This window comes from Idiomarina piscisalsi (genome assembly GCF_003987095.1).
GTDB lineage: Bacteria > Pseudomonadota > Gammaproteobacteria > Enterobacterales > Alteromonadaceae > Idiomarina > Idiomarina piscisalsi.
Window position 1 is genome coordinate 26,213 of record NZ_PIQA01000001.1, and the last position, 17,037, is coordinate 43,249.

Below are 17,037 nucleotides of genomic sequence, written 5' to 3' on the forward strand. Positions count from 1 at the left end.
AGGTTTTTATTGATCGAGAGGCTGATCAAACTGATCTGACTTAGCAAAGTCGCCGCTTAAATCACTTAAACGTTCGTTATTGAAAGTTAAGATCAGTTCTTTACGGTAAACTTTACCTTCGTTCGGGTTCATATTGTACAAGTACACCCAGCGATCTGAGTCGAAGCTGTTTTCAGCGACAGGCTTGCCTAATACGTAAATAACCTGCTCTTCAGTCATTCCGACACGAAGCTTATCAACATCGTCTTGCTCAAGGTAATTGCCTTGAGGAATATCTATTCTGTAAACCATGCTATCGAGCACAGAGCAACCACCTAAGCTCAGCAATGCGGCGATACAAACTGCAAATTTGGTCATGAAATACCTATTTCTCTTTTTTATAACTGTATTTAACTTTTGACGATGATAAACAAAGCAGCCGCTGAACACCAGCACAGTCAGCGACTAACTCGCTAAAAGCTCTTTCGCGTTAGCTTTAGCCATGTCCGTTACACTATCCCCACCCAGTAAGCGGGCAAGCTCTGTGACACGTTCATTGTGACTTAGCGCTTTCACCATAGTTTCTGTTTCGTCATTGTCACTATATTTACTGACCTGGAACTGGTTGTCAGCTTTTGCAGCAACCTGTGGCAAATGCGTAACGCAAATAACTTGAGCTGTTTGCCCAAGTTCGCGTAGCATTTTTCCAACAATAGCGGCAGTTGGGCCACTCACACCAACATCCACTTCGTCGAACATCATTGTTGGCACTGACTTTTGGGTTGCTGTCATGACCTGTATGGCAAGGCTAATACGTGAAAGTTCACCGCCCGATGCTACTTTACTGAGAGACTGCAGTGGCTGGCCTGGGTTAGTTGTTACTTCGAACTGAATATCATCGGTACCCAGACGAGACGCTTTTTTATCCGTGTCATGCTCGACATTAATAATAAATCGGCCATGAGGCATATTGAGCTCATGCATTGATTGTGTAATTTTCTTACTGAGTTCATCTGCCGCCTTTTCACGGCTACTAGAGAGTTTCTGTGCTAACTCCCGGTAATCGGCTTCCGCCTGTTGGCGATCAGAATCTAGCTGCTCAAGGTTTTTATCAGCATTCACAATATTATCGAGTTCGGCGTTCAGCTTTTGATGGTGTTGCCATAAGTCGGCAGCCGGCACCTGATGCTTTTTCGCTAAGCTAATAGCTTTGCTAAGGCGCTCTTCAACAATGTCGAGCTCAGCGGGGTCAAGCTCGAGTTCATCCTGATAATGCCTCAGTTCGAGTGCGGCTTCCTCAATATGGACTTTGGCTTGTTCTAAGAGTTGGCAAACAGGCTTTAACTGTTCATCGATATCCGCCGCTTCTTCTAGTCGCTGATTCGCCGAAGAAACCAGCCCTGTTGCATTGTTATGCTCACCCTCGTAAAGCGCACTGAGTGAAAAAGCACTGGCTTCCATGAGGTACTTACTGTGACTTAACTTTTTATGGCGTTGTTCGAGCTCTTCAAATTCACCTTCGGCAATAGCAAAGTCATTCAATTCTTCGACTTGGTATTCGAGCAATTGTCGCTGAGCTTCGAGTTCGTCTTGTTGTTGAACATAGTGTTTATATTCTTTTTCAAGCTCGAACCATTGACGGTATTGCGTTGCAACCTCTGACAGTAACCCTGTGTGTCTTGCGTAGTTGTCGAGCAGTTCTAACTGGTGCTCTTCTTTCAATAATAGTTGGTGTTCATGCTGCCCGTGGATATTAACTAATAGTGGTGCCAGTGACTTTTGTTGGGTGAGCGCAACTGGGGTGCCGTTTATCCAGGCTTTTGAACGACCGTCACGCTGAATGACACGTCGTAGAATACAGTCTTCTTCTGCATCAAAGTCATTGTGCTTAAGCCATTGGGCTGCAGGGCTGTTTGGCTCTACCGTAAAAACAGCGCTTATTTCCGCTTTGTCCTCGCCTGGTCGTACCCAGTTAGCATCAGCCCTGGCACCTAAACATAAGCTTAAAGCGTCTAAAGCAATAGATTTACCAGCACCGGTCTCACCAGTGATAGCGGTCATGCCTTTTGAAAAGTCGATATCCAGAGACTTAACGACAGCAAAATTGCGGATGTGTAACTGAGCTAACATAAATGCACCTTATTGACATGTACGTATAAAAGCACTGTTGTTTTGTACAGTTTATACAGTATTTATACAGTACTATTTTGTTATTGCAAGCTCAGTATGAAATTTCTTCTAAAAAAGTCGGCTGCCCCAGCCAAGTTTGTTACGCAATACGTGGTAATAATTGTGATCAACCGGGTGAATCATTTTCAGCGTATGGTCATGCTTTTTAAGCACAATGTCGTCGCCCGGGTGCACGGCCATACGTACGTGACCGTCACAACTAATTTGTAATAGGTCGTTGTCGTAAGCTGCGCGCAGTCGAATATCGCTTTCGCCATCAACAACAATAGGGCGGCTACTTAATGTGTGAGGAAACATAGGAACCAGAGTCATCGCATTGAGGTTAGGGTGTAGTATTGGGCCGCCTCCGGACAGAGAGTAGGCGGTGGAGCCTGTCGGTGTGGCGCAAATTAACCCGTCAGAGCGCTGACTAAAAACAAAATGGTCATCAATGTAGAGCTCGAACTCTATCATGTGGGCGACTTTGTCAGAATGCAGAACAATTTCGTTAATGGCGCGTCCTGCACCTGCTGGAGAACCGTTGCTAATCACTTCGGCAGAAAGTAGAAAACGCTTTTCAACGCGGTATTCGCCTTCTAAAACGTTAAGCAAGTGGGTCATTACTTCGTCAGGGTCCAGGTCAGTCAGAAAGCCTAAATTACCCCGGTTCACACCAATGACTCCAATGTCATGTTCGCAGAGCGCTCTTGCTGCACCTAACATATTGCCATCACCACCAACAACAACGGCAATGTCAGCCCACTCTCCAAGCTCTGCTAAGTTTATGGTTTTGATTTTACCAGACTCAAGTAGCTTTTGAGGTAACTGTTCAGCAGTGCGGGACTCAAGTGCTATGTCATAGCCACGTTCGTTTAGTGCCGTCGTTACCGTTTCTAAAGTGAGTTGTGTGCCGCGGTCATTGACCTTGCCGAGTAAGCCAATTCTCTGAAATGCGCTCATAATGACAGTTCCTGTGGTTTAGGCTGTTTACGCTACGATCAGGTGGAAAATTTATCAAGTCATAGAAAGCCCCTTGAAAGTAAAAAACTTGCCCCCATTAACTTGGCAACCTCAATTTAAACCGGACTGAAGAGAGTCAAATATGGCGGATAAGAAAGACCAACAGACTGAACAGAATGTTGACCAGACGGTCGAGCAACAGCAAGCAGAGCAGCAGGCTGCACAAGCGGCGGAAGAAGCGATGCAACAAGACACAACAGCAGCTGAAGCAGAAACGGCAGGAACGTCGGCTGACCAAACTGACAAAATTGCCGAGCTTGAGCTGGCACTGAGTAAAGCTGAAGCACAGGTGAAAGACCAGCGCGAGTCGGTGTTGCGTACGCAGGCTGAAATGGAAAACGTACGACGTCGTGCAAGCCAGGACGTGGAAAAAGCGCATAAGTTCGCGCTAGAGAAGTTCGCCAATGAATTGCTAACGTCCGTGGATAACCTGGAAAGAGCACTACAGCTAGCCGACCAGCAAGACGAGTCGAGCCGCAATTTTATTGAAGGTATTGAGCTGACTTACAAGAGTCTGACCTCAACCCTGGAAAAGTTTGGTGTGAAAGCGGTAGGAGAAGAAGGCGAAGCCTTTAACCCTGATTTGCACCAGGCCATGTCGATGCAAGAGTCTAGCGAGCACTCAAATAACACCATTATGGCTGTCATGCAGAAAGGCTACGAACTAAATGGCCGCTTGCTGCGTCCCGCTATGGTTATGGTTGCGCGTAATTCAGACTCGGGCGTCGATACGAAAGCATAAAGATTAATCAAATATCCTTACATAGGGTGTTGAAATCAAAATAAAGAGACCCCAAATAAGGGGTAACGAAACAAATTTCATGAATCTGGAGTTGGAGACGAATCATGGGCAAAACAATTGGTATTGACTTAGGTACAACAAACTCTTGTGTTGCTGTACTAGACGGCGGCAAAGCACGCGTTATCGAAAACGGTGAAGGTGACCGCACAACCCCTTCAGTGGTTGCATTTACTGACGACGGCGAGATTTTGGTGGGTTCACCAGCAAAACGCCAAGCAGTAACTAACCCGAACAAAACTTTATTCGCAATTAAGCGTTTAATTGGCCGCCGCTTCCAAGATGAAGAAGTGCAGCGCGATATTGGCATCATGCCGTACAAAATTGTTAAAGCGGACAATGGTGACGCTTGGGTAGAAGTGGATGGCGATAAAAAAGCACCACCACAAATTTCTGCGGAAGTTCTGAAGAAAATGAAGAAAACCGCGGAAGAATTCCTTGGCGAGAAAGTTACAGATGCAGTTATTACTGTTCCTGCATACTTTAACGATGCGCAGCGTCAGGCAACGAAAGATGCGGGTAAAATCGCAGGCTTAGAAGTTAAGCGTATCATCAATGAGCCAACAGCTGCTGCGTTAGCGTATGGTATGGATAAAAAGTCTGGCGACAACGTCATTGCTGTCTATGACTTAGGTGGTGGTACCTTCGATATCTCCATCATCGAAATTGATGAAGTTGAAGGTGAGCACACGTTTGAAGTATTAGCGACTAACGGTGACACCCACTTAGGTGGTGAGGACTTTGATAACCGCTTAATTAACTACTTAGTTGAGCAGTTTGAGAAAGACCAAGGCATTGACCTGCGTAAAGATCCATTAGCCATGCAGCGCTTAAAAGAAGCGGCAGAGAAAGCCAAAATTGAACTGTCATCGGCTCAGCAGACCGAAGTGAACCTGCCTTACATTACGGCAGACAACACCGGTCCTAAGCACATGGCAATTAAAGTAACTCGCGCGAAGCTTGAGTCATTGGTTGAAGACTTAATTACTAAGTCACTGGAGCCGGTTAAGCAGGCATTGGCAGATGCAGACCTGTCAGTAAGCGACATTAACGACATTATCATGGTCGGTGGTCAGACTCGTATGCCGAAAGTGAGCGCTGCGGTTACTGACTTCTTTGGTAAAGAGCCACGTCGTGACGTGAACCCGGATGAAGCGGTAGCAATGGGTGCTGCGGTTCAAGGTGGTGTCTTGTCAGGTGATGTAAAAGACGTACTGTTATTGGACGTATGTCCGCTGTCACTGGGTATCGAAACCATGGGCGGTGTAATGACTAAGCTGATTGAGAAGAACACCACGATTCCGACTAAAGAATCGCAAACGTTCTCAACAGCGGAAGACAACCAATCTGCAGTAACTATCCATGTATTGCAGGGTGAACGTAAGCGCTCAGCCGATAACAAGTCATTGGGTCAGTTTAACTTAGAAGGTATCCGCCCGGCAGCGCGTGGTGTACCGCAAATCGAAGTGACCTTTGACATTGATGCGGATGGTATCCTGCACGTATCGGCGAAAGACAAAGACACGGGTAAAGAGCAGAAGATCACCATTAAAGCGTCTTCTGGTCTGGATGAGTCTGAAGTCGAGAAAATGGTGAAAGACGCAGAAGCCCACGCTGAAGAAGATAAGAAATTTGAAGAAATGGTGCAGGCGCGTAACCAAGCTGACGGCTTAGTTCACGCAACTCGTAACCAGCTGAAAGAAGTTGGTGACGCTCTGTCTCAAGAAGACAAAGACGCCATCGAGAAAGCGTGTGAAGAACTTGAGCAAGCAGCCAAAGAAGGCGACAAAGAAGCCATCGATGCGAAGTCTCAAGCTCTGATGGAAGCGTCTCAAAAATTGATGGAAGCCGCTCAACAGCAGCAAGCTCAGCAAGGTGCTGAAGGCGCAACCGGTGGTGAGCAGTCTTCGTCAAAAGCGGATGACGACGTTGTCGATGCTGAATTTGAAGAAGTCAAAGACGACGATAAGAAGTAAGCACTAAGGCAACTTCGCTAATCAACACGGGTGTTGCCGCAAGGTAATGCCCGTGTATTCGTATCAGAGTAGGACAGAAGACGTAACATTATGGCGACACAAGATTTCTATCAAATTCTTGGGGTCTCAAAAGACGCCAGCGATCGTGATATTAAAAAAGCATACAAACGTATGGCTATGAAATATCACCCGGATCGCACCAAAGGCGATAAAGACCTCGAGTTAAAGTTTAAAGAGATAAAGCAAGCCTACGAGGTCTTATCTGACCCGCAGAAGCGCCAGATGTATGACCAATATGGGCACGAAGCCTTCGAACAGGCACGTCAGGGCGGTGGCGGCCCGGGCGCCGGCGGATTCGGTGGTGGTGCCGATTTTGCTGATATTTTTGGTGATGTATTCGGTGATATTTTCGGTGGCGGTGGCCGTCGTCAGCAGGCACGTGCGCAGCGTGGCGCGGATTTACGCTACAACCTGGATATGTCATTGGAAGAAGCTGTACGGGGTAAAACTGTTGAGTTAAAAATTCCAACCTTAGTTGAATGTGAAGACTGTGATGGCAGTGGTGCCAAGAAAGGCAGCAAACCGCAAACCTGTGGTCATTGTCACGGAGCGGGCCAAATTCAAATGCGCCAAGGCTTTTTTGCTGTTCAGCAAACCTGCCCACAATGTCGTGGTAAAGGTACTATTATCAGCGATCCATGCCGCACCTGTCATGGACAGGGTCGCAAAGAAGAAACTAAGACCTTGTCGGTTAAAATTCCGGCAGGCGTGGATACCGGCGACCGTATTCGTTTAGCCAACGAAGGCGAAGCAGGCGAGCACGGCGCTCCGGCGGGGGACTTATATGTTCAGGTGCATGTCCGTGAACACCCAATTTTTTCTCGCGACGGTAATAACCTGTACTGCGAAGTGCCGGTAAGCTTTACAAAAGCCGCGTTAGGTGGAGACATTGAAGTGCCAACGCTGGATGGCAAAGTGAAGCTAAAAGTTCCAAAAGAAACGCAGACCGGAAAACATTTCCGCATGCGTGGCAAAGGCGTGAAATCGGTAAGAACTGGTGCCGTTGGTGATCTTATTTGTAAGGTGGTTATAGAGACACCTGTGAACCTTTCGTCCAAGCAGCGTGAAATGCTTGAAGAGCTGGAAGAGTCTATGGGAAGCGGCGACGAAGCTGCCAAGTTTAGACCCAAAGAAAAAGGTTTTTTTGACGGCGTAAAACAGTTTTTTGATGACTTACGCGGATAAATTGGCTATCACTATAGTGTATTAGCTAATGATTGGAGGCAGCGGATGCAGCTTAAAACAGTTTTGTTAGGTATAACAGCAGCGGTGACTTTGGCCAGTTGTGCACAGTCACCAACCGGACGTTCACAGTTGCAGCTCTATCCGAGCAGTGAGTTGAACAAGATGGGTGCTGCCTCCTACGAGGAAATGCGTAAAGAAGGTAAAATTAACCAAGATGAACAGGTTAACGCATACGTGCGTTGTGTTACCGATGCTTTGGTTGAGACTTTGCCGGGTGACTATGCGCAGATGGACTGGGAAGTCACTGTGTTTGATGAACCAACGGTCAATGCTTTTGCACTACCTGGTGGTTATATAGGTGTTTATAACGGCTTGCTGGAAACTGCGGAAAATCAGCACCAGTTAGCGGCGGTTATTGGACACGAAATTGGTCATGTCATTGCTGAACACAGTAATGAACGCATTTCAAGTAATATGCTAGTCGGCTTAGGGCTACAGATTGGTGGTGTTATCGCCAGCACCCAAATGGACAGTGATGAAGCTGGTTTGTTAATGGCGGCATTGGGTATTGGGGCTCAAGTCGGTGTGCTTTTGCCGTACTCGAGAACGCATGAGTCTGAGTCAGATGAGTTAGGTCTTGAGTATATGGCTGACGCCGGTTTTCAGCTCGACCAAGCGCCGGAATTGTGGCGTAATATGAAAGCAGCGACCGGCGGCTCTGCCCCGCCTGAATTACTGTCAACTCACCCGAACCCGGATACTCGCATTCAGGACTTAGAAGCGCAAATACCTTCGCTTCAAAGCCGTTATCAACAAGCGGTTGCTGCAGGTAACACGCCTAACTGTCAACGACCTGCGTCGCTCGATAAACAGGCTGAGTAATGACCAGATCCTAGAGTCATCCAACAAGCGCGGTCTATTATGCCGCGCTTTCTGTTTAAACGGTTATAAGGTATATCAACCGGTTCTTTCCCTTTGTAAAGTGACACACTAATCTAGCGCCCATTTATTTGACCGACGGGCAGTAGTATGTTGAAAGTGTGGTTCGCAATTCCGTTTTGGCAGCGCGTGTTAGGGGCATTTGCTGCGGGTATTCTGATTGGTGGCTTAGCACCGGAAGTAGGTGTTGCCTTAAAGCCACTGGGTGACCTTTTTATTAAAGCCATAAAGATGCTCGTCGCTCCATTAATCTTTTGTGCCATTGTCAGCGCTGTTACTGATCTAAACGATGGCAAAAAATTAGGGCGACTGGGTGTAAAAACCATTGGTTTATTCATGTTCACAGCGGTTATTGCCAGTGCAATAGGTTTGACACTGGCAACTGTAATCGACATTAGCCCCGAAACCGTTTTGACCCCAACTGAACAAAATGAAAAAAGCATTCCGAGTGTGTCAGAAGTTTTTCTCAACTTTGTTCCTGATAACCCATTTGCGGCGCTGACAGAAGGTAACGTTCTGCAAATAGTGGTTTTTGCGGCGCTGGTCGGCATTGCCATTCAGCGACTGAGTCAGAAGGCCGAGCCGTTACGTAAGACGATAAAGTCTGGCGCAGAGGTTATGTATGAAATCACTCGCATGGTTTTACAACTTACGCCTGTTGGCGTATTTGGCCTTATGTCCTGGGTTATTGGTGAATATGGCTTTTCAACATTGCTGCCACTGGCTAAGTTTGTTGGGGTTATTTACCTTGCGTGCCTTATTCATATCGTTGTTGTTTACGGGGGCTTAGTGAGAACCGCCGGTGGTATGAGTATCCGAGAGTTTTTTAAAGCTGTATTTGATGCTCAGATAGTTGCATTTACGACCTGTAGCTCGTTTGGCTCTTTGCCGGCTGCTCACAGAGCGGTAACAGAACGTCTTAAAGTCTCAAAAGACTACGCAAGCTTTGTGTTGCCTCTGGGAGCCACTATAAATATGGACGGTTGCGGTGGTATTTACCCCGCTGTGGCTTCCATTTTTATCGCTCAGCTTTATGGTATTCCGTTAGAATGGATGGATTACGGACTCATCATGCTTACCGCAACACTGGCGTCAGTGGGGACAGCTGGTGTTCCCGGTACCGCATTGGTTATGTTGACGGTCACCTTGAATGTTATTGGTTTGCCTCTGGAAGGTATTGCCTTCATTGCAGCCATTGACCGTATTATCGATATGGCGCGTACGCTCACAAATGTGACCGGTGATATGATGGTGTCACGAGTGGTTGCACGTAGTGAAAACTTGTTGCAGGATGACAGCATAGTAAAAACGGAGTCATAACAATGTTAAAAGTGGGTGTTTTGGGTGCGTCCGGGCGCATGGGGCAAGCGGTTGTTACTGCGCTTGGGCAAAGCGAAAAAGCAGAATTGACGGCTGCAATTGTCCGCTCAACCAGTAGTGTTTTTGGAAAAGAGCTGGATAATGGTCTCAAGTACACGTCATTGCAAAACACCAATGCACAGAACATTGATGTGCTTATCGACTTCTCGCTGCCCGAGGCACTGGAAGAGAATTTAACCTATGCTTTGCAGAGCAAACTTCCTGTTGTGGTGTGTACGACAGGACTTACGGATGAGCAAAAACAAATGCTGGTAACCGCCTCAGAACAAATCCCCGTTCTCTACGCACGCAATACCAGTGTGGGAGTGGCTTTGTTAGAGCAGTTAGTTGCATTGGCGAGTTCAGCTTTATCAACAGCTGACATTGAGATATTTGAAGCACACCATAAACACAAAAAAGATGCACCCTCAGGTACGGCTATAGCGCTTGGGGAGGCAGCTGCCAATGGGCGTCGCCAAAACTGGAGTAAAGTGAATGGCGGAGTTCGTGGTTATGGTGTCAGGCAAGATGACAGTATTGGCTTTTCGGTGATGCGCGCGGGCGACATTATTGGTGAACACCAGGTTACCCTCGCCACAGAAGGTGAGCGTATAGAATTAGGTCATAAAGTCAGCAATAGAAATACCTTTGCGCAAGGTGCTATCAATGCGGGCTTATGGTTATACCGGCAAAAGCCTGGTAACTATGGTATGCAGGACATACTCGAGCTTAACAAGGTGTTCAGTCAGCTGCTCAAGCAATAAATATAACTGGACGATTTCCGTAAAATTTCGTAGAATAAGTGCAATTTGCCTAAGTCAATTCGGGCAGTTAATTCAGTCAGTTAACGTGCTTTTGGATGTAACAGGCAAAATGCGCGGTTCAGGACGCAAGGCGGGCGAAGTCAAATTATTTGATTCACCCGTTTTTTTATGTACGGAGGTTGCCCTTGAGTATTCTAGCGAGTCAATCCGCTAAACGAGCGATTCTGGTGCTTGCCGACGGGTCCGTTTTTCGCGGAACCGCAATAGGAGCGGAAGGCTCCGCCGTCGGTGAAGTTGTCTTTAATACGGCAATGACAGGCTATCAGGAAATTCTTACCGACCCATCTTATACCGAACAAATTGTTACCCTCACTTATCCCCACATTGGCAATACAGGCACTAACTCAGAAGATCAAGAATCTGATAATGTGTGGGCGAAAGGGTTAATCATTCGTGACCTGGCTATGAAAGCCAGTAACTTTCGAAAAGAAGAAACGCTAAGCGCGTACTTGCAGCGTCACAATGTTGTGGGTATTGCCGATATCGACACCCGTCGTTTGACTCGCATTTTACGAGAAAAAGGCGCTCAGAATGGCTGTATTATCGTTGGTGAGCTTGACGAGCAGAAAGCGCTGAAGTTAGCGCAGGAATTCCCCGGGCTTAAGGGTATGGATCTCGCGAAAGAGGTTTGCTGTGACAAACCGTATGAGTGGAAAGGCGGAAGCTGGCAACTCGGCGAAGGTTTTACTCAGCCTGAACAGTCAAAGTACCATGTTGTCGCATACGATTATGGCTGCAAACAAAATATTTTAAGGCTGTTGGCTGACCGGAATTGTAAAATCACCGTCGTACCGGCACAGACATCGGCAGAAGATGTTTTGGCGATGAATCCTGACGGCATCTTTTTATCCAATGGCCCGGGCGACCCAGAGCCATGTGACTACGCAATTGAAGCCATAAAAACCTTTCTGGACAAAGATGTTCCTATTTTCGGTATTTGTTTAGGTCACCAACTGCTGTCAATTGCCAGCGGAGCGCAGTCCGTAAAAATGAAATTTGGTCACCACGGCGCAAACCATCCTGTTCAAGACCTTAAAACTAAGCAGGTCATGATAACGAGCCAGAACCACGGCTTTGCGGTTGACGAAGAAAACCTGCCGGCGTGTCTTGATGTTACGCATCGCTCACTTTTCGATGGCACATTGCAGGGCGTTCACCGGAACGATAAACCCGCGTTTAGTTTCCAGGGGCACCCTGAAGCGAGTCCGGGTCCACATGACGCCAGTGAGCTTTTCGACCATTTTATTGAATTAATGCAGGCTAATGCGTAATTCGTTGTTCAATAAGCAATTACGTATAGCGAGAGGATAGACAGAGCGACTTATGCCAAAACGTACCGACATTAAAAGCATTTTGATTTTAGGCGCAGGTCCGATTGTTATCGGTCAGGCGTGTGAGTTTGATTACTCTGGAGCCCAAGCTTGCAAAGCCCTGCGTGAGGAAGGTTACCGAGTTATATTGGTAAACTCGAACCCGGCAACCATCATGACTGACCCGGAAATGGCCGATGCAACCTATATTGAGCCAATTCACTGGGAAGTTTTAGAAAAAATTATTGAACGCGAGCGTCCTGATGCCATTTTGCCAACAATGGGTGGCCAAACGGCACTCAACTGCGCATTAGATCTTGATCGTCATGGTGTACTCGAACGCTATAAAGTAGAAATGATTGGTGCTAATGCCGATGCTATTGATAAAGCAGAAAACCGTGACCGTTTCGACAAGGCCATGAAAGCTATTGGTCTGGAGACACCGAATGCGGAAATGGCGCACAGTATGGAAGAAGCGTTCGATGTCCTAGACCGTTTAGGCTTTCCATGCATTATTCGTCCGTCTTTCACTATGGGCGGAAGCGGCGGTGGTATCGCGTACAACCGAGAAGAATTTGAAGAAATTTGTCGCCGCGGCTTAGACCTGTCACCGACAAATGAACTTCTTATCGATGAGTCACTGCTTGGCTGGAAAGAGTACGAAATGGAAGTGGTGCGCGATAAGAGCGACAACTGCATTATCGTGTGTACCATCGAAAACTTCGATGCTATGGGTATTCATACCGGTGACTCCATTACGGTTGCTCCGGCACAAACACTGACCGACAAAGAGTTTCAGATAATGCGTGATGCGGCGATGGCCGTGCTGCGTGAAATTGGTGTCGAAACCGGTGGTTCAAACGTACAGTTTGGTGTTAACCCTGATACTGGGCGTATGGTTATCATTGAAATGAACCCTCGAGTTTCTCGCTCCTCGGCTCTGGCGTCGAAAGCAACGGGCTTCCCAATTGCGAAGGTAGCGGCGAAGCTGGCAGTTGGTTATACGCTAGACGAGCTTGAGAACGAAATTACCGGCGGTGTCACACCAGCCTCGTTTGAGCCTGCGTTAGACTACGTGGTCACTAAGATTCCTCGCTTTAACTTCGAGAAGTTTGCAAACTGTAATGACCGTTTAACCACACAAATGAAGTCGGTGGGAGAGGTTATGGCTATTGGCCGTAACTTCCAGGAGTCGATGCAAAAAGCGTTGCGTGGCTTGGAACTTGGGGCTGCCGGATTTGACCCCGTGGTTGACCTGCAGGCAGAAGATGCGCGCTCGAAGGTCATTCGTGAATTGAAGGAACCGGGCGCTGAACGTATTTGGTACATTGCGGATGCGTTCCGTTTGGGTATGACTGTTCGTGAAGTGTTTGAGCTAACACGCATAGACGAGTGGTACCTGATTCAAATTGAAGAGCTTATTAACTTAGAAAAAGAAGTCGACGAATTGGGCTTGGCCGGATTGACCGAAAACGTTATGTCTGTGCTTAAGCGTCGCGGCTTTGCCGATGCCCGTATTGCAGATGTTCTGCACGTAAGTGAGGCTGAAGTTCGGAAAAAGCGTCAGCAATTCAATATCCACCCGGTTTACAAGCGCGTCGATACGTGTGCGGCAGAATTTGCGTCAAGCACTGCTTACATGTACTCGAGTTACGATGAAGAGTGTGAAGCAGAGCCGTCTGATAAAGAGAAAATCATGGTTATTGGCGGCGGTCCTAACCGCATCGGGCAAGGTATTGAGTTCGATTATTGCTGTGTTCACGCAGCGCTGGCGCTTCGCGATGATGGCTATGAAACCATTATGGTGAACTGTAACCCAGAAACTGTGTCAACCGACTACGATACGTCTGACCGCTTGTACTTCGAGCCTATTACTCTGGAAGATGTGCTGGAAATTGTGCGTATTGAGAAGCCTAAAGGCGTTATTGTTCAGTACGGTGGCCAGACTCCTCTGAAGCTGGCGCGTGAGTTAGAAGCTAATGGTGTACCTATTATTGGTACGTCGCCAGATGCTATTGACCGAGCGGAAGATCGTGAGCGCTTCCAAACAGCGGTTCGTCGTTTAGGCCTTAAGCAGCCGGAAAACGCCACAGTCACAGGCTTTAACGAAGCTTTGACTGAAGCGAAACGTATTGGCTATCCGTTGGTCGTTCGTCCGTCATACGTTCTGGGTGGGCGCGCTATGGAAATTGTCTACGATGAGACAGACTTGCAGCGTTATCTGACTGATGCCGTAAAAGTATCAAATGATGCACCTGTATTGTTGGACAAATTCCTTGATAATGCGATTGAGGTCGATGTTGATGCTATTTGTGACGGCAAAGATGTCCTTATTGGCGGTATAATGCAGCACATTGAAGAAGCGGGAGTCCACTCAGGCGACTCGGCGTGTTCATTACCCCCTTATTCTTTAAGCGATATTATTCAGGCGCAGCTACGTGAACAAATGCGTAAATTGGCGTTTGAGTTAAATGTAAACGGCTTAATGAATGCACAATTTGCTGTAAAAGACGACGAGATTTACTTAATAGAAGTGAACCCTCGTGCGGCTCGTACCGTACCTTTTGTATCTAAAGCAACCGGTGTACCACTGGCGAAAGTCGCAGCCCGAGTTATGGTGGGGCGCAGCCTTGAAGAGCAGGGCTACGTGAAAGAGATTATTCCACCGTATTACTCGGTCAAAGAAGTGGTTATTCCTTTTGCTAAGTTCCAGGGCGTGGACCCAATTCGCGGTCCGGAAATGCGCTCAACGGGCGAGGTGATGGGCGTTGGTGAAAGCTTTGAAGAAGCCTATGCCAAAGCTAATTTAGGGGCTGGTGAAGCGCTGGCGAAAAAAGGTAAAGCGCTTATTTCAGTGAAAGACAGCGATAAACAGCGTCTTATGGATCTTGCTCGTGGCTTGCTGGCACTAGGATTTAGCCTTGAAGCAACGCGCGGTACGGCGAAGATGCTTGCAGAAGAAGGTATTGACTGCACTATCGTCAATAAGCTTCAGGAAGGTCGACCAAATATTGTTGATGCTATAAAGAATGGCGAGTACAGTTATATTATCAACACGGTAGAAGGTCGTCAGGCTATTGAAGACTCTGTTTACATTCGTCGCGAAGCGCTGTTGAATAAAGTGATTTACACCACCACATTAAATGCAGCGTTCGCAACAGTGAAAGCAAACACCGCGGACGACAGAGCTCGGGTTAGCTCAGTACAAGAATTACATAAAAGGGTATCGTTAGTATGAACCAGATTCCAATGACGGAACGGGGCGCTCAGTTGTTAAGAGATGAGCTGAAGCGTTTAAAAACGGTAGAGCGACCTCGTATTGTCGAGGCAATTGCCGAAGCACGTGAACACGGTGACTTGAAAGAGAACGCTGAGTACCACGCTGCACGTGAGCAACAAGGTTTTTGTGAAGGTCGAATTCAAGAAATTGAATCGAAGCTCTCTAACGCTCAAATCATTGATGTCACTAAAGTACCTAATAACGGTAAAGTGATTTTTGGTGCAACAGTCACAGTGTATAACACTAAGACTGATGAAGAGGTTACTTATAAAATTGTTGGTGATGATGAAGCGGATATTAAGTCAAACCTGATTTCCGTTAACTCTCCAATTTCTCGTGCCTTAATCGGTAAGGAAATCGATGATGTTGCAACAGTAACGACACCTAATGGTGAAGTTGAGTACGAGGTTGTTGCAGTAGAGTACAAGTAACTCCTTAAATTTATTGACATTTTAAAAGGCTGGAAACTTAAGTTTACCAGCCTTTTTTATTTTTTAGCCTTGCTTTTGGTTGTTTTTTCACCGTCTTGCTGTATATTTCCGCACCCATCACTAATTGTTAACATAAATAAAACAAAGAAGCTAAACGATGGACACGGAAGCCCCGGGGTTTGACCCTCTCTCCTATACTCAAGTTGACGACTTATCCGTTACAGAGTGTTTTGAAAAGCTGAAATTGGTTTCAAACAAGTCTACCTATAAAGATGTGGCTATTTGGCTTGGCAAAACACAGATGGACTACAATAATTGGCGTCGCAGTGGCAAGCTGCCTTGGTTTGAGATTATTCGGGCGTTACTCAGAGAAGGTATATCGCTGGATTGGTTCTTCGCGCCTGGACAAGACTTAAGTAAACCACAGTATGTCTATAGTGCTGCCGACTACACCAAAGCAAGTGTCCGAGAGCACGAGCAATGGCAAAGGTTTAACTTTCTGAATGCTCACCGAAGAGTCAGGCCTCTACTGGAAAAATACCAACTAGAAAGCAGCAGAAAAGCCGAAGCCTTTCTGCTGGAGTGCTACTTATTGTCTAAAGACAATTTTCTGAATAAAGAACAGGCGGTCGAGCTTATTGCTCGCGCACTGGCTATGGATCCACCCAAGACGGAGGAGCTGCGTTAACTTAACGGCGAGGTAGTTTTATCTGAGGTTCTTCGGCCTGCTTATACAGAATTTGAGTTTTACCAATAATTTGCACTTGCTCAGCGTCGGTATGCTGAACAATAGTTGCCATAATCTGCTGGCGTAATTCTTTGTCTTCCTCTGGCACCTTTATCTTAATGAGCTCATGGTGTTCAAGTGCTTGCTCTATTTCGGCAATAACACCTTCGGTTAATCCGTTTGCGCCTAATAACACAACAGGCTTTAACGGATGAGCCAGTCCTTTCAAAAACTGCTTTTGTTTATTTGTTAATGACATTTGCTAATATTCCGGTTTACGACTTGAATTTTTGGTATTGTAACGCCAGATAAGGTGTTCTAGCCAGTTAATTGAGGAAACTTCGGTAAATCATGGGAAAAAAGCGCAGTGTCAGTAGTCAGCGTTGGCTGAAAGAGCATTTTGATGACCATTTTGTGCAAAAAGCGCAAAAAAAAGGCCTGCGTTCTCGGGCGGTTTTCAAACTGGAAGAAATTCAGCAGAAAGATAAGTTGATCAAAAAAGGCCAAACTGTCGTTGATCTAGGGGCTGCTCCCGGCGGTTGGTCACAATACGTGGCTGACTATTTCAATGGCGACGGGCAAATTATCGCCTGCGACATTTTACCGATGGACCCAATCGCTGGTGTCGATTTCCTTCAGGGCGATTTTCGTGAAGAATCTGTACTGGAGGCGTTAACCGACAGAATTGGTGGCAAGAACGTCGATGTTATATTGTCGGATATGGCGCCAAATATGAGTGGTAATGGCACGGTTGATCAAGCACGCTCTATGTACTTAGTAGAGCTTGCTTTAGATATGTGTCACCAAGTATTGAAACCTGGCGGCCATTTTGTCGTCAAAGTATTTCAGGGGCAAGGGTTCGAAGAGTTCCTGAAAGATGCAAGAGCCGCTTTTAAAACGGTCAAAACACGTAAACCAGATTCTTCTCGCGCTCGTTCCAGAGAAGTCTACTTGGTAGCGACACACTATAAAGTATAGT

General features: G+C 46.8%; 15 protein-coding genes. 11 read left to right on the plus strand and 4 right to left on the minus strand.

Annotation, left to right across the window (positions count from 1 at the left end):
* Positions 1-6: 6 nt before the first annotated feature.
* From CWI73_RS00090 to nadK, 3 genes are all read right to left on the minus strand, one after another.
* Positions 7-357 carry an outer membrane protein assembly factor BamE gene (locus CWI73_RS00090; RefSeq protein WP_126750993.1) on the minus strand — a complete coding sequence of 117 codons (351 nt, stop codon included), beginning with the start codon at positions 355-357 and terminating at the stop codon, positions 7-9.
* An 87-nt stretch (positions 358-444) separates the two neighbouring features.
* Complete coding sequence (gene recN / locus CWI73_RS00095) at positions 445-2,109, minus strand: DNA repair protein RecN (RefSeq protein ID WP_126750994.1); 1,665 nt, start codon at positions 2,107-2,109, stop codon at positions 445-447.
* A gap of 108 nt (positions 2,110-2,217) precedes the next feature.
* Positions 2,218-3,108, minus strand: a complete 891-nt coding sequence (gene nadK, locus CWI73_RS00100) for an NAD(+) kinase (protein WP_126750995.1) — start codon at positions 3,106-3,108, stop codon at positions 2,218-2,220.
* Between the two features lie 142 nt (positions 3,109-3,250).
* Here nadK and grpE point away from each other — a divergent pair, with 142 nt between their 5' ends.
* The 10 genes from grpE to CWI73_RS00150 all read left to right on the plus strand — a co-directional run bounded on the left by grpE (position 3,251) and on the right by CWI73_RS00150 (position 16,019).
* On the plus strand, positions 3,251-3,910 hold the full coding sequence (gene grpE, locus CWI73_RS00105) for a nucleotide exchange factor GrpE (protein WP_126750996.1): 660 nt from the start codon (positions 3,251-3,253) through the stop codon (positions 3,908-3,910).
* 104 nt (positions 3,911-4,014) lie between these two features.
* Positions 4,015-5,943, plus strand: coding sequence for a molecular chaperone DnaK (gene dnaK / locus CWI73_RS00110; RefSeq protein ID WP_126750997.1), 1,929 nt, complete (start codon positions 4,015-4,017; stop codon positions 5,941-5,943).
* Between the two features lie 90 nt (positions 5,944-6,033).
* Entirely contained in the window at positions 6,034-7,188 is a 1,155-nt protein-coding gene (gene dnaJ, locus CWI73_RS00115) for a molecular chaperone DnaJ (RefSeq protein WP_126750998.1), read from the plus strand.
* A gap of 45 nt (positions 7,189-7,233) precedes the next feature.
* Positions 7,234-8,070, plus strand: a complete 837-nt coding sequence (locus tag CWI73_RS00120) for a M48 family metallopeptidase (RefSeq protein WP_126750999.1) — start codon at positions 7,234-7,236, stop codon at positions 8,068-8,070.
* A 147-nt stretch (positions 8,071-8,217) separates the two neighbouring features.
* Complete coding sequence (locus CWI73_RS00125; RefSeq protein ID WP_126751000.1) at positions 8,218-9,447, plus strand: dicarboxylate/amino acid:cation symporter; 1,230 nt, start codon at positions 8,218-8,220, stop codon at positions 9,445-9,447.
* Between the two features lie 2 nt (positions 9,448-9,449).
* On the plus strand, positions 9,450-10,250 hold the full coding sequence (gene dapB / locus CWI73_RS00130) for a 4-hydroxy-tetrahydrodipicolinate reductase (protein WP_126751001.1): 801 nt from the start codon (positions 9,450-9,452) through the stop codon (positions 10,248-10,250).
* 185 nt (positions 10,251-10,435) lie between these two features.
* Positions 10,436-11,581, plus strand: a complete 1,146-nt coding sequence (carA, locus tag CWI73_RS00135; RefSeq protein ID WP_126751002.1) for a glutamine-hydrolyzing carbamoyl-phosphate synthase small subunit — start codon at positions 10,436-10,438, stop codon at positions 11,579-11,581.
* 52 nt (positions 11,582-11,633) lie between these two features.
* On the plus strand, positions 11,634-14,858 hold the full coding sequence (gene carB, locus CWI73_RS00140) for a carbamoyl-phosphate synthase large subunit (protein ID WP_126751003.1): 3,225 nt from the start codon (positions 11,634-11,636) through the stop codon (positions 14,856-14,858).
* Positions 14,855-15,331, plus strand: a complete 477-nt coding sequence (gene greA / locus CWI73_RS00145) for a transcription elongation factor GreA (protein WP_126751004.1) — start codon at positions 14,855-14,857, stop codon at positions 15,329-15,331. Before carB ends, greA begins: the two co-directional genes overlap by 4 nt.
* Before the next feature lie 157 nt (positions 15,332-15,488).
* Complete coding sequence (locus CWI73_RS00150; RefSeq protein WP_126751005.1) at positions 15,489-16,019, plus strand: hypothetical protein; 531 nt, start codon at positions 15,489-15,491, stop codon at positions 16,017-16,019.
* A gap of 1 nt (position 16,020) precedes the next feature.
* Here CWI73_RS00150 and yhbY read toward each other — a convergent pair whose 3' ends face one another.
* Positions 16,021-16,317 carry a ribosome assembly RNA-binding protein YhbY gene (gene yhbY, locus CWI73_RS00155; RefSeq protein WP_053952822.1) on the minus strand — a complete coding sequence of 99 codons (297 nt, stop codon included), beginning with the start codon at positions 16,315-16,317 and terminating at the stop codon, positions 16,021-16,023.
* A 92-nt stretch (positions 16,318-16,409) separates the two neighbouring features.
* On the opposite strand from yhbY, the gene rlmE reads away from it, so the two are divergent.
* On the plus strand, positions 16,410-17,036 hold the full coding sequence (gene rlmE / locus CWI73_RS00160) for a 23S rRNA (uridine(2552)-2'-O)-methyltransferase RlmE (protein WP_126751006.1): 627 nt from the start codon (positions 16,410-16,412) through the stop codon (positions 17,034-17,036).
* The last annotated feature ends 1 nt before the right edge of the window (position 17,037 follow it).

Coding starts and splice junctions, on each gene's coding strand:
- CWI73_RS00125 (WP_126751000.1), top strand. CDS start 8,218: ATGTTGAAAGTGTGGTTCGCAATTCCGTTTTGGCAGCGCGTGTTAGGG.
- CWI73_RS00090 (WP_126750993.1), bottom strand. CDS start 357: ATGACCAAATTTGCAGTTTGTATCGCCGCATTGCTGAGCTTAGGTGGT.
- dnaK (WP_126750997.1), top strand. CDS start 4,015: ATGGGCAAAACAATTGGTATTGACTTAGGTACAACAAACTCTTGTGTT.
- yhbY (WP_053952822.1), bottom strand. CDS start 16,317: ATGTCATTAACAAATAAACAAAAGCAGTTTTTGAAAGGACTGGCTCAT.
- nadK (WP_126750995.1), bottom strand. CDS start 3,108: ATGAGCGCATTTCAGAGAATTGGCTTACTCGGCAAGGTCAATGACCGC.
- rlmE (WP_126751006.1), top strand. CDS start 16,410: ATGGGAAAAAAGCGCAGTGTCAGTAGTCAGCGTTGGCTGAAAGAGCAT.
- grpE (WP_126750996.1), top strand. CDS start 3,251: ATGGCGGATAAGAAAGACCAACAGACTGAACAGAATGTTGACCAGACG.
- CWI73_RS00120 (WP_126750999.1), top strand. CDS start 7,234: ATGCAGCTTAAAACAGTTTTGTTAGGTATAACAGCAGCGGTGACTTTG.
- recN (WP_126750994.1), bottom strand. CDS start 2,109: ATGTTAGCTCAGTTACACATCCGCAATTTTGCTGTCGTTAAGTCTCTG.
- CWI73_RS00150 (WP_126751005.1), top strand. CDS start 15,489: ATGGACACGGAAGCCCCGGGGTTTGACCCTCTCTCCTATACTCAAGTT.
- dapB (WP_126751001.1), top strand. CDS start 9,450: ATGTTAAAAGTGGGTGTTTTGGGTGCGTCCGGGCGCATGGGGCAAGCG.
- dnaJ (WP_126750998.1), top strand. CDS start 6,034: ATGGCGACACAAGATTTCTATCAAATTCTTGGGGTCTCAAAAGACGCC.
- greA (WP_126751004.1), top strand. CDS start 14,855: ATGAACCAGATTCCAATGACGGAACGGGGCGCTCAGTTGTTAAGAGAT.
- carB (WP_126751003.1), top strand. CDS start 11,634: ATGCCAAAACGTACCGACATTAAAAGCATTTTGATTTTAGGCGCAGGT.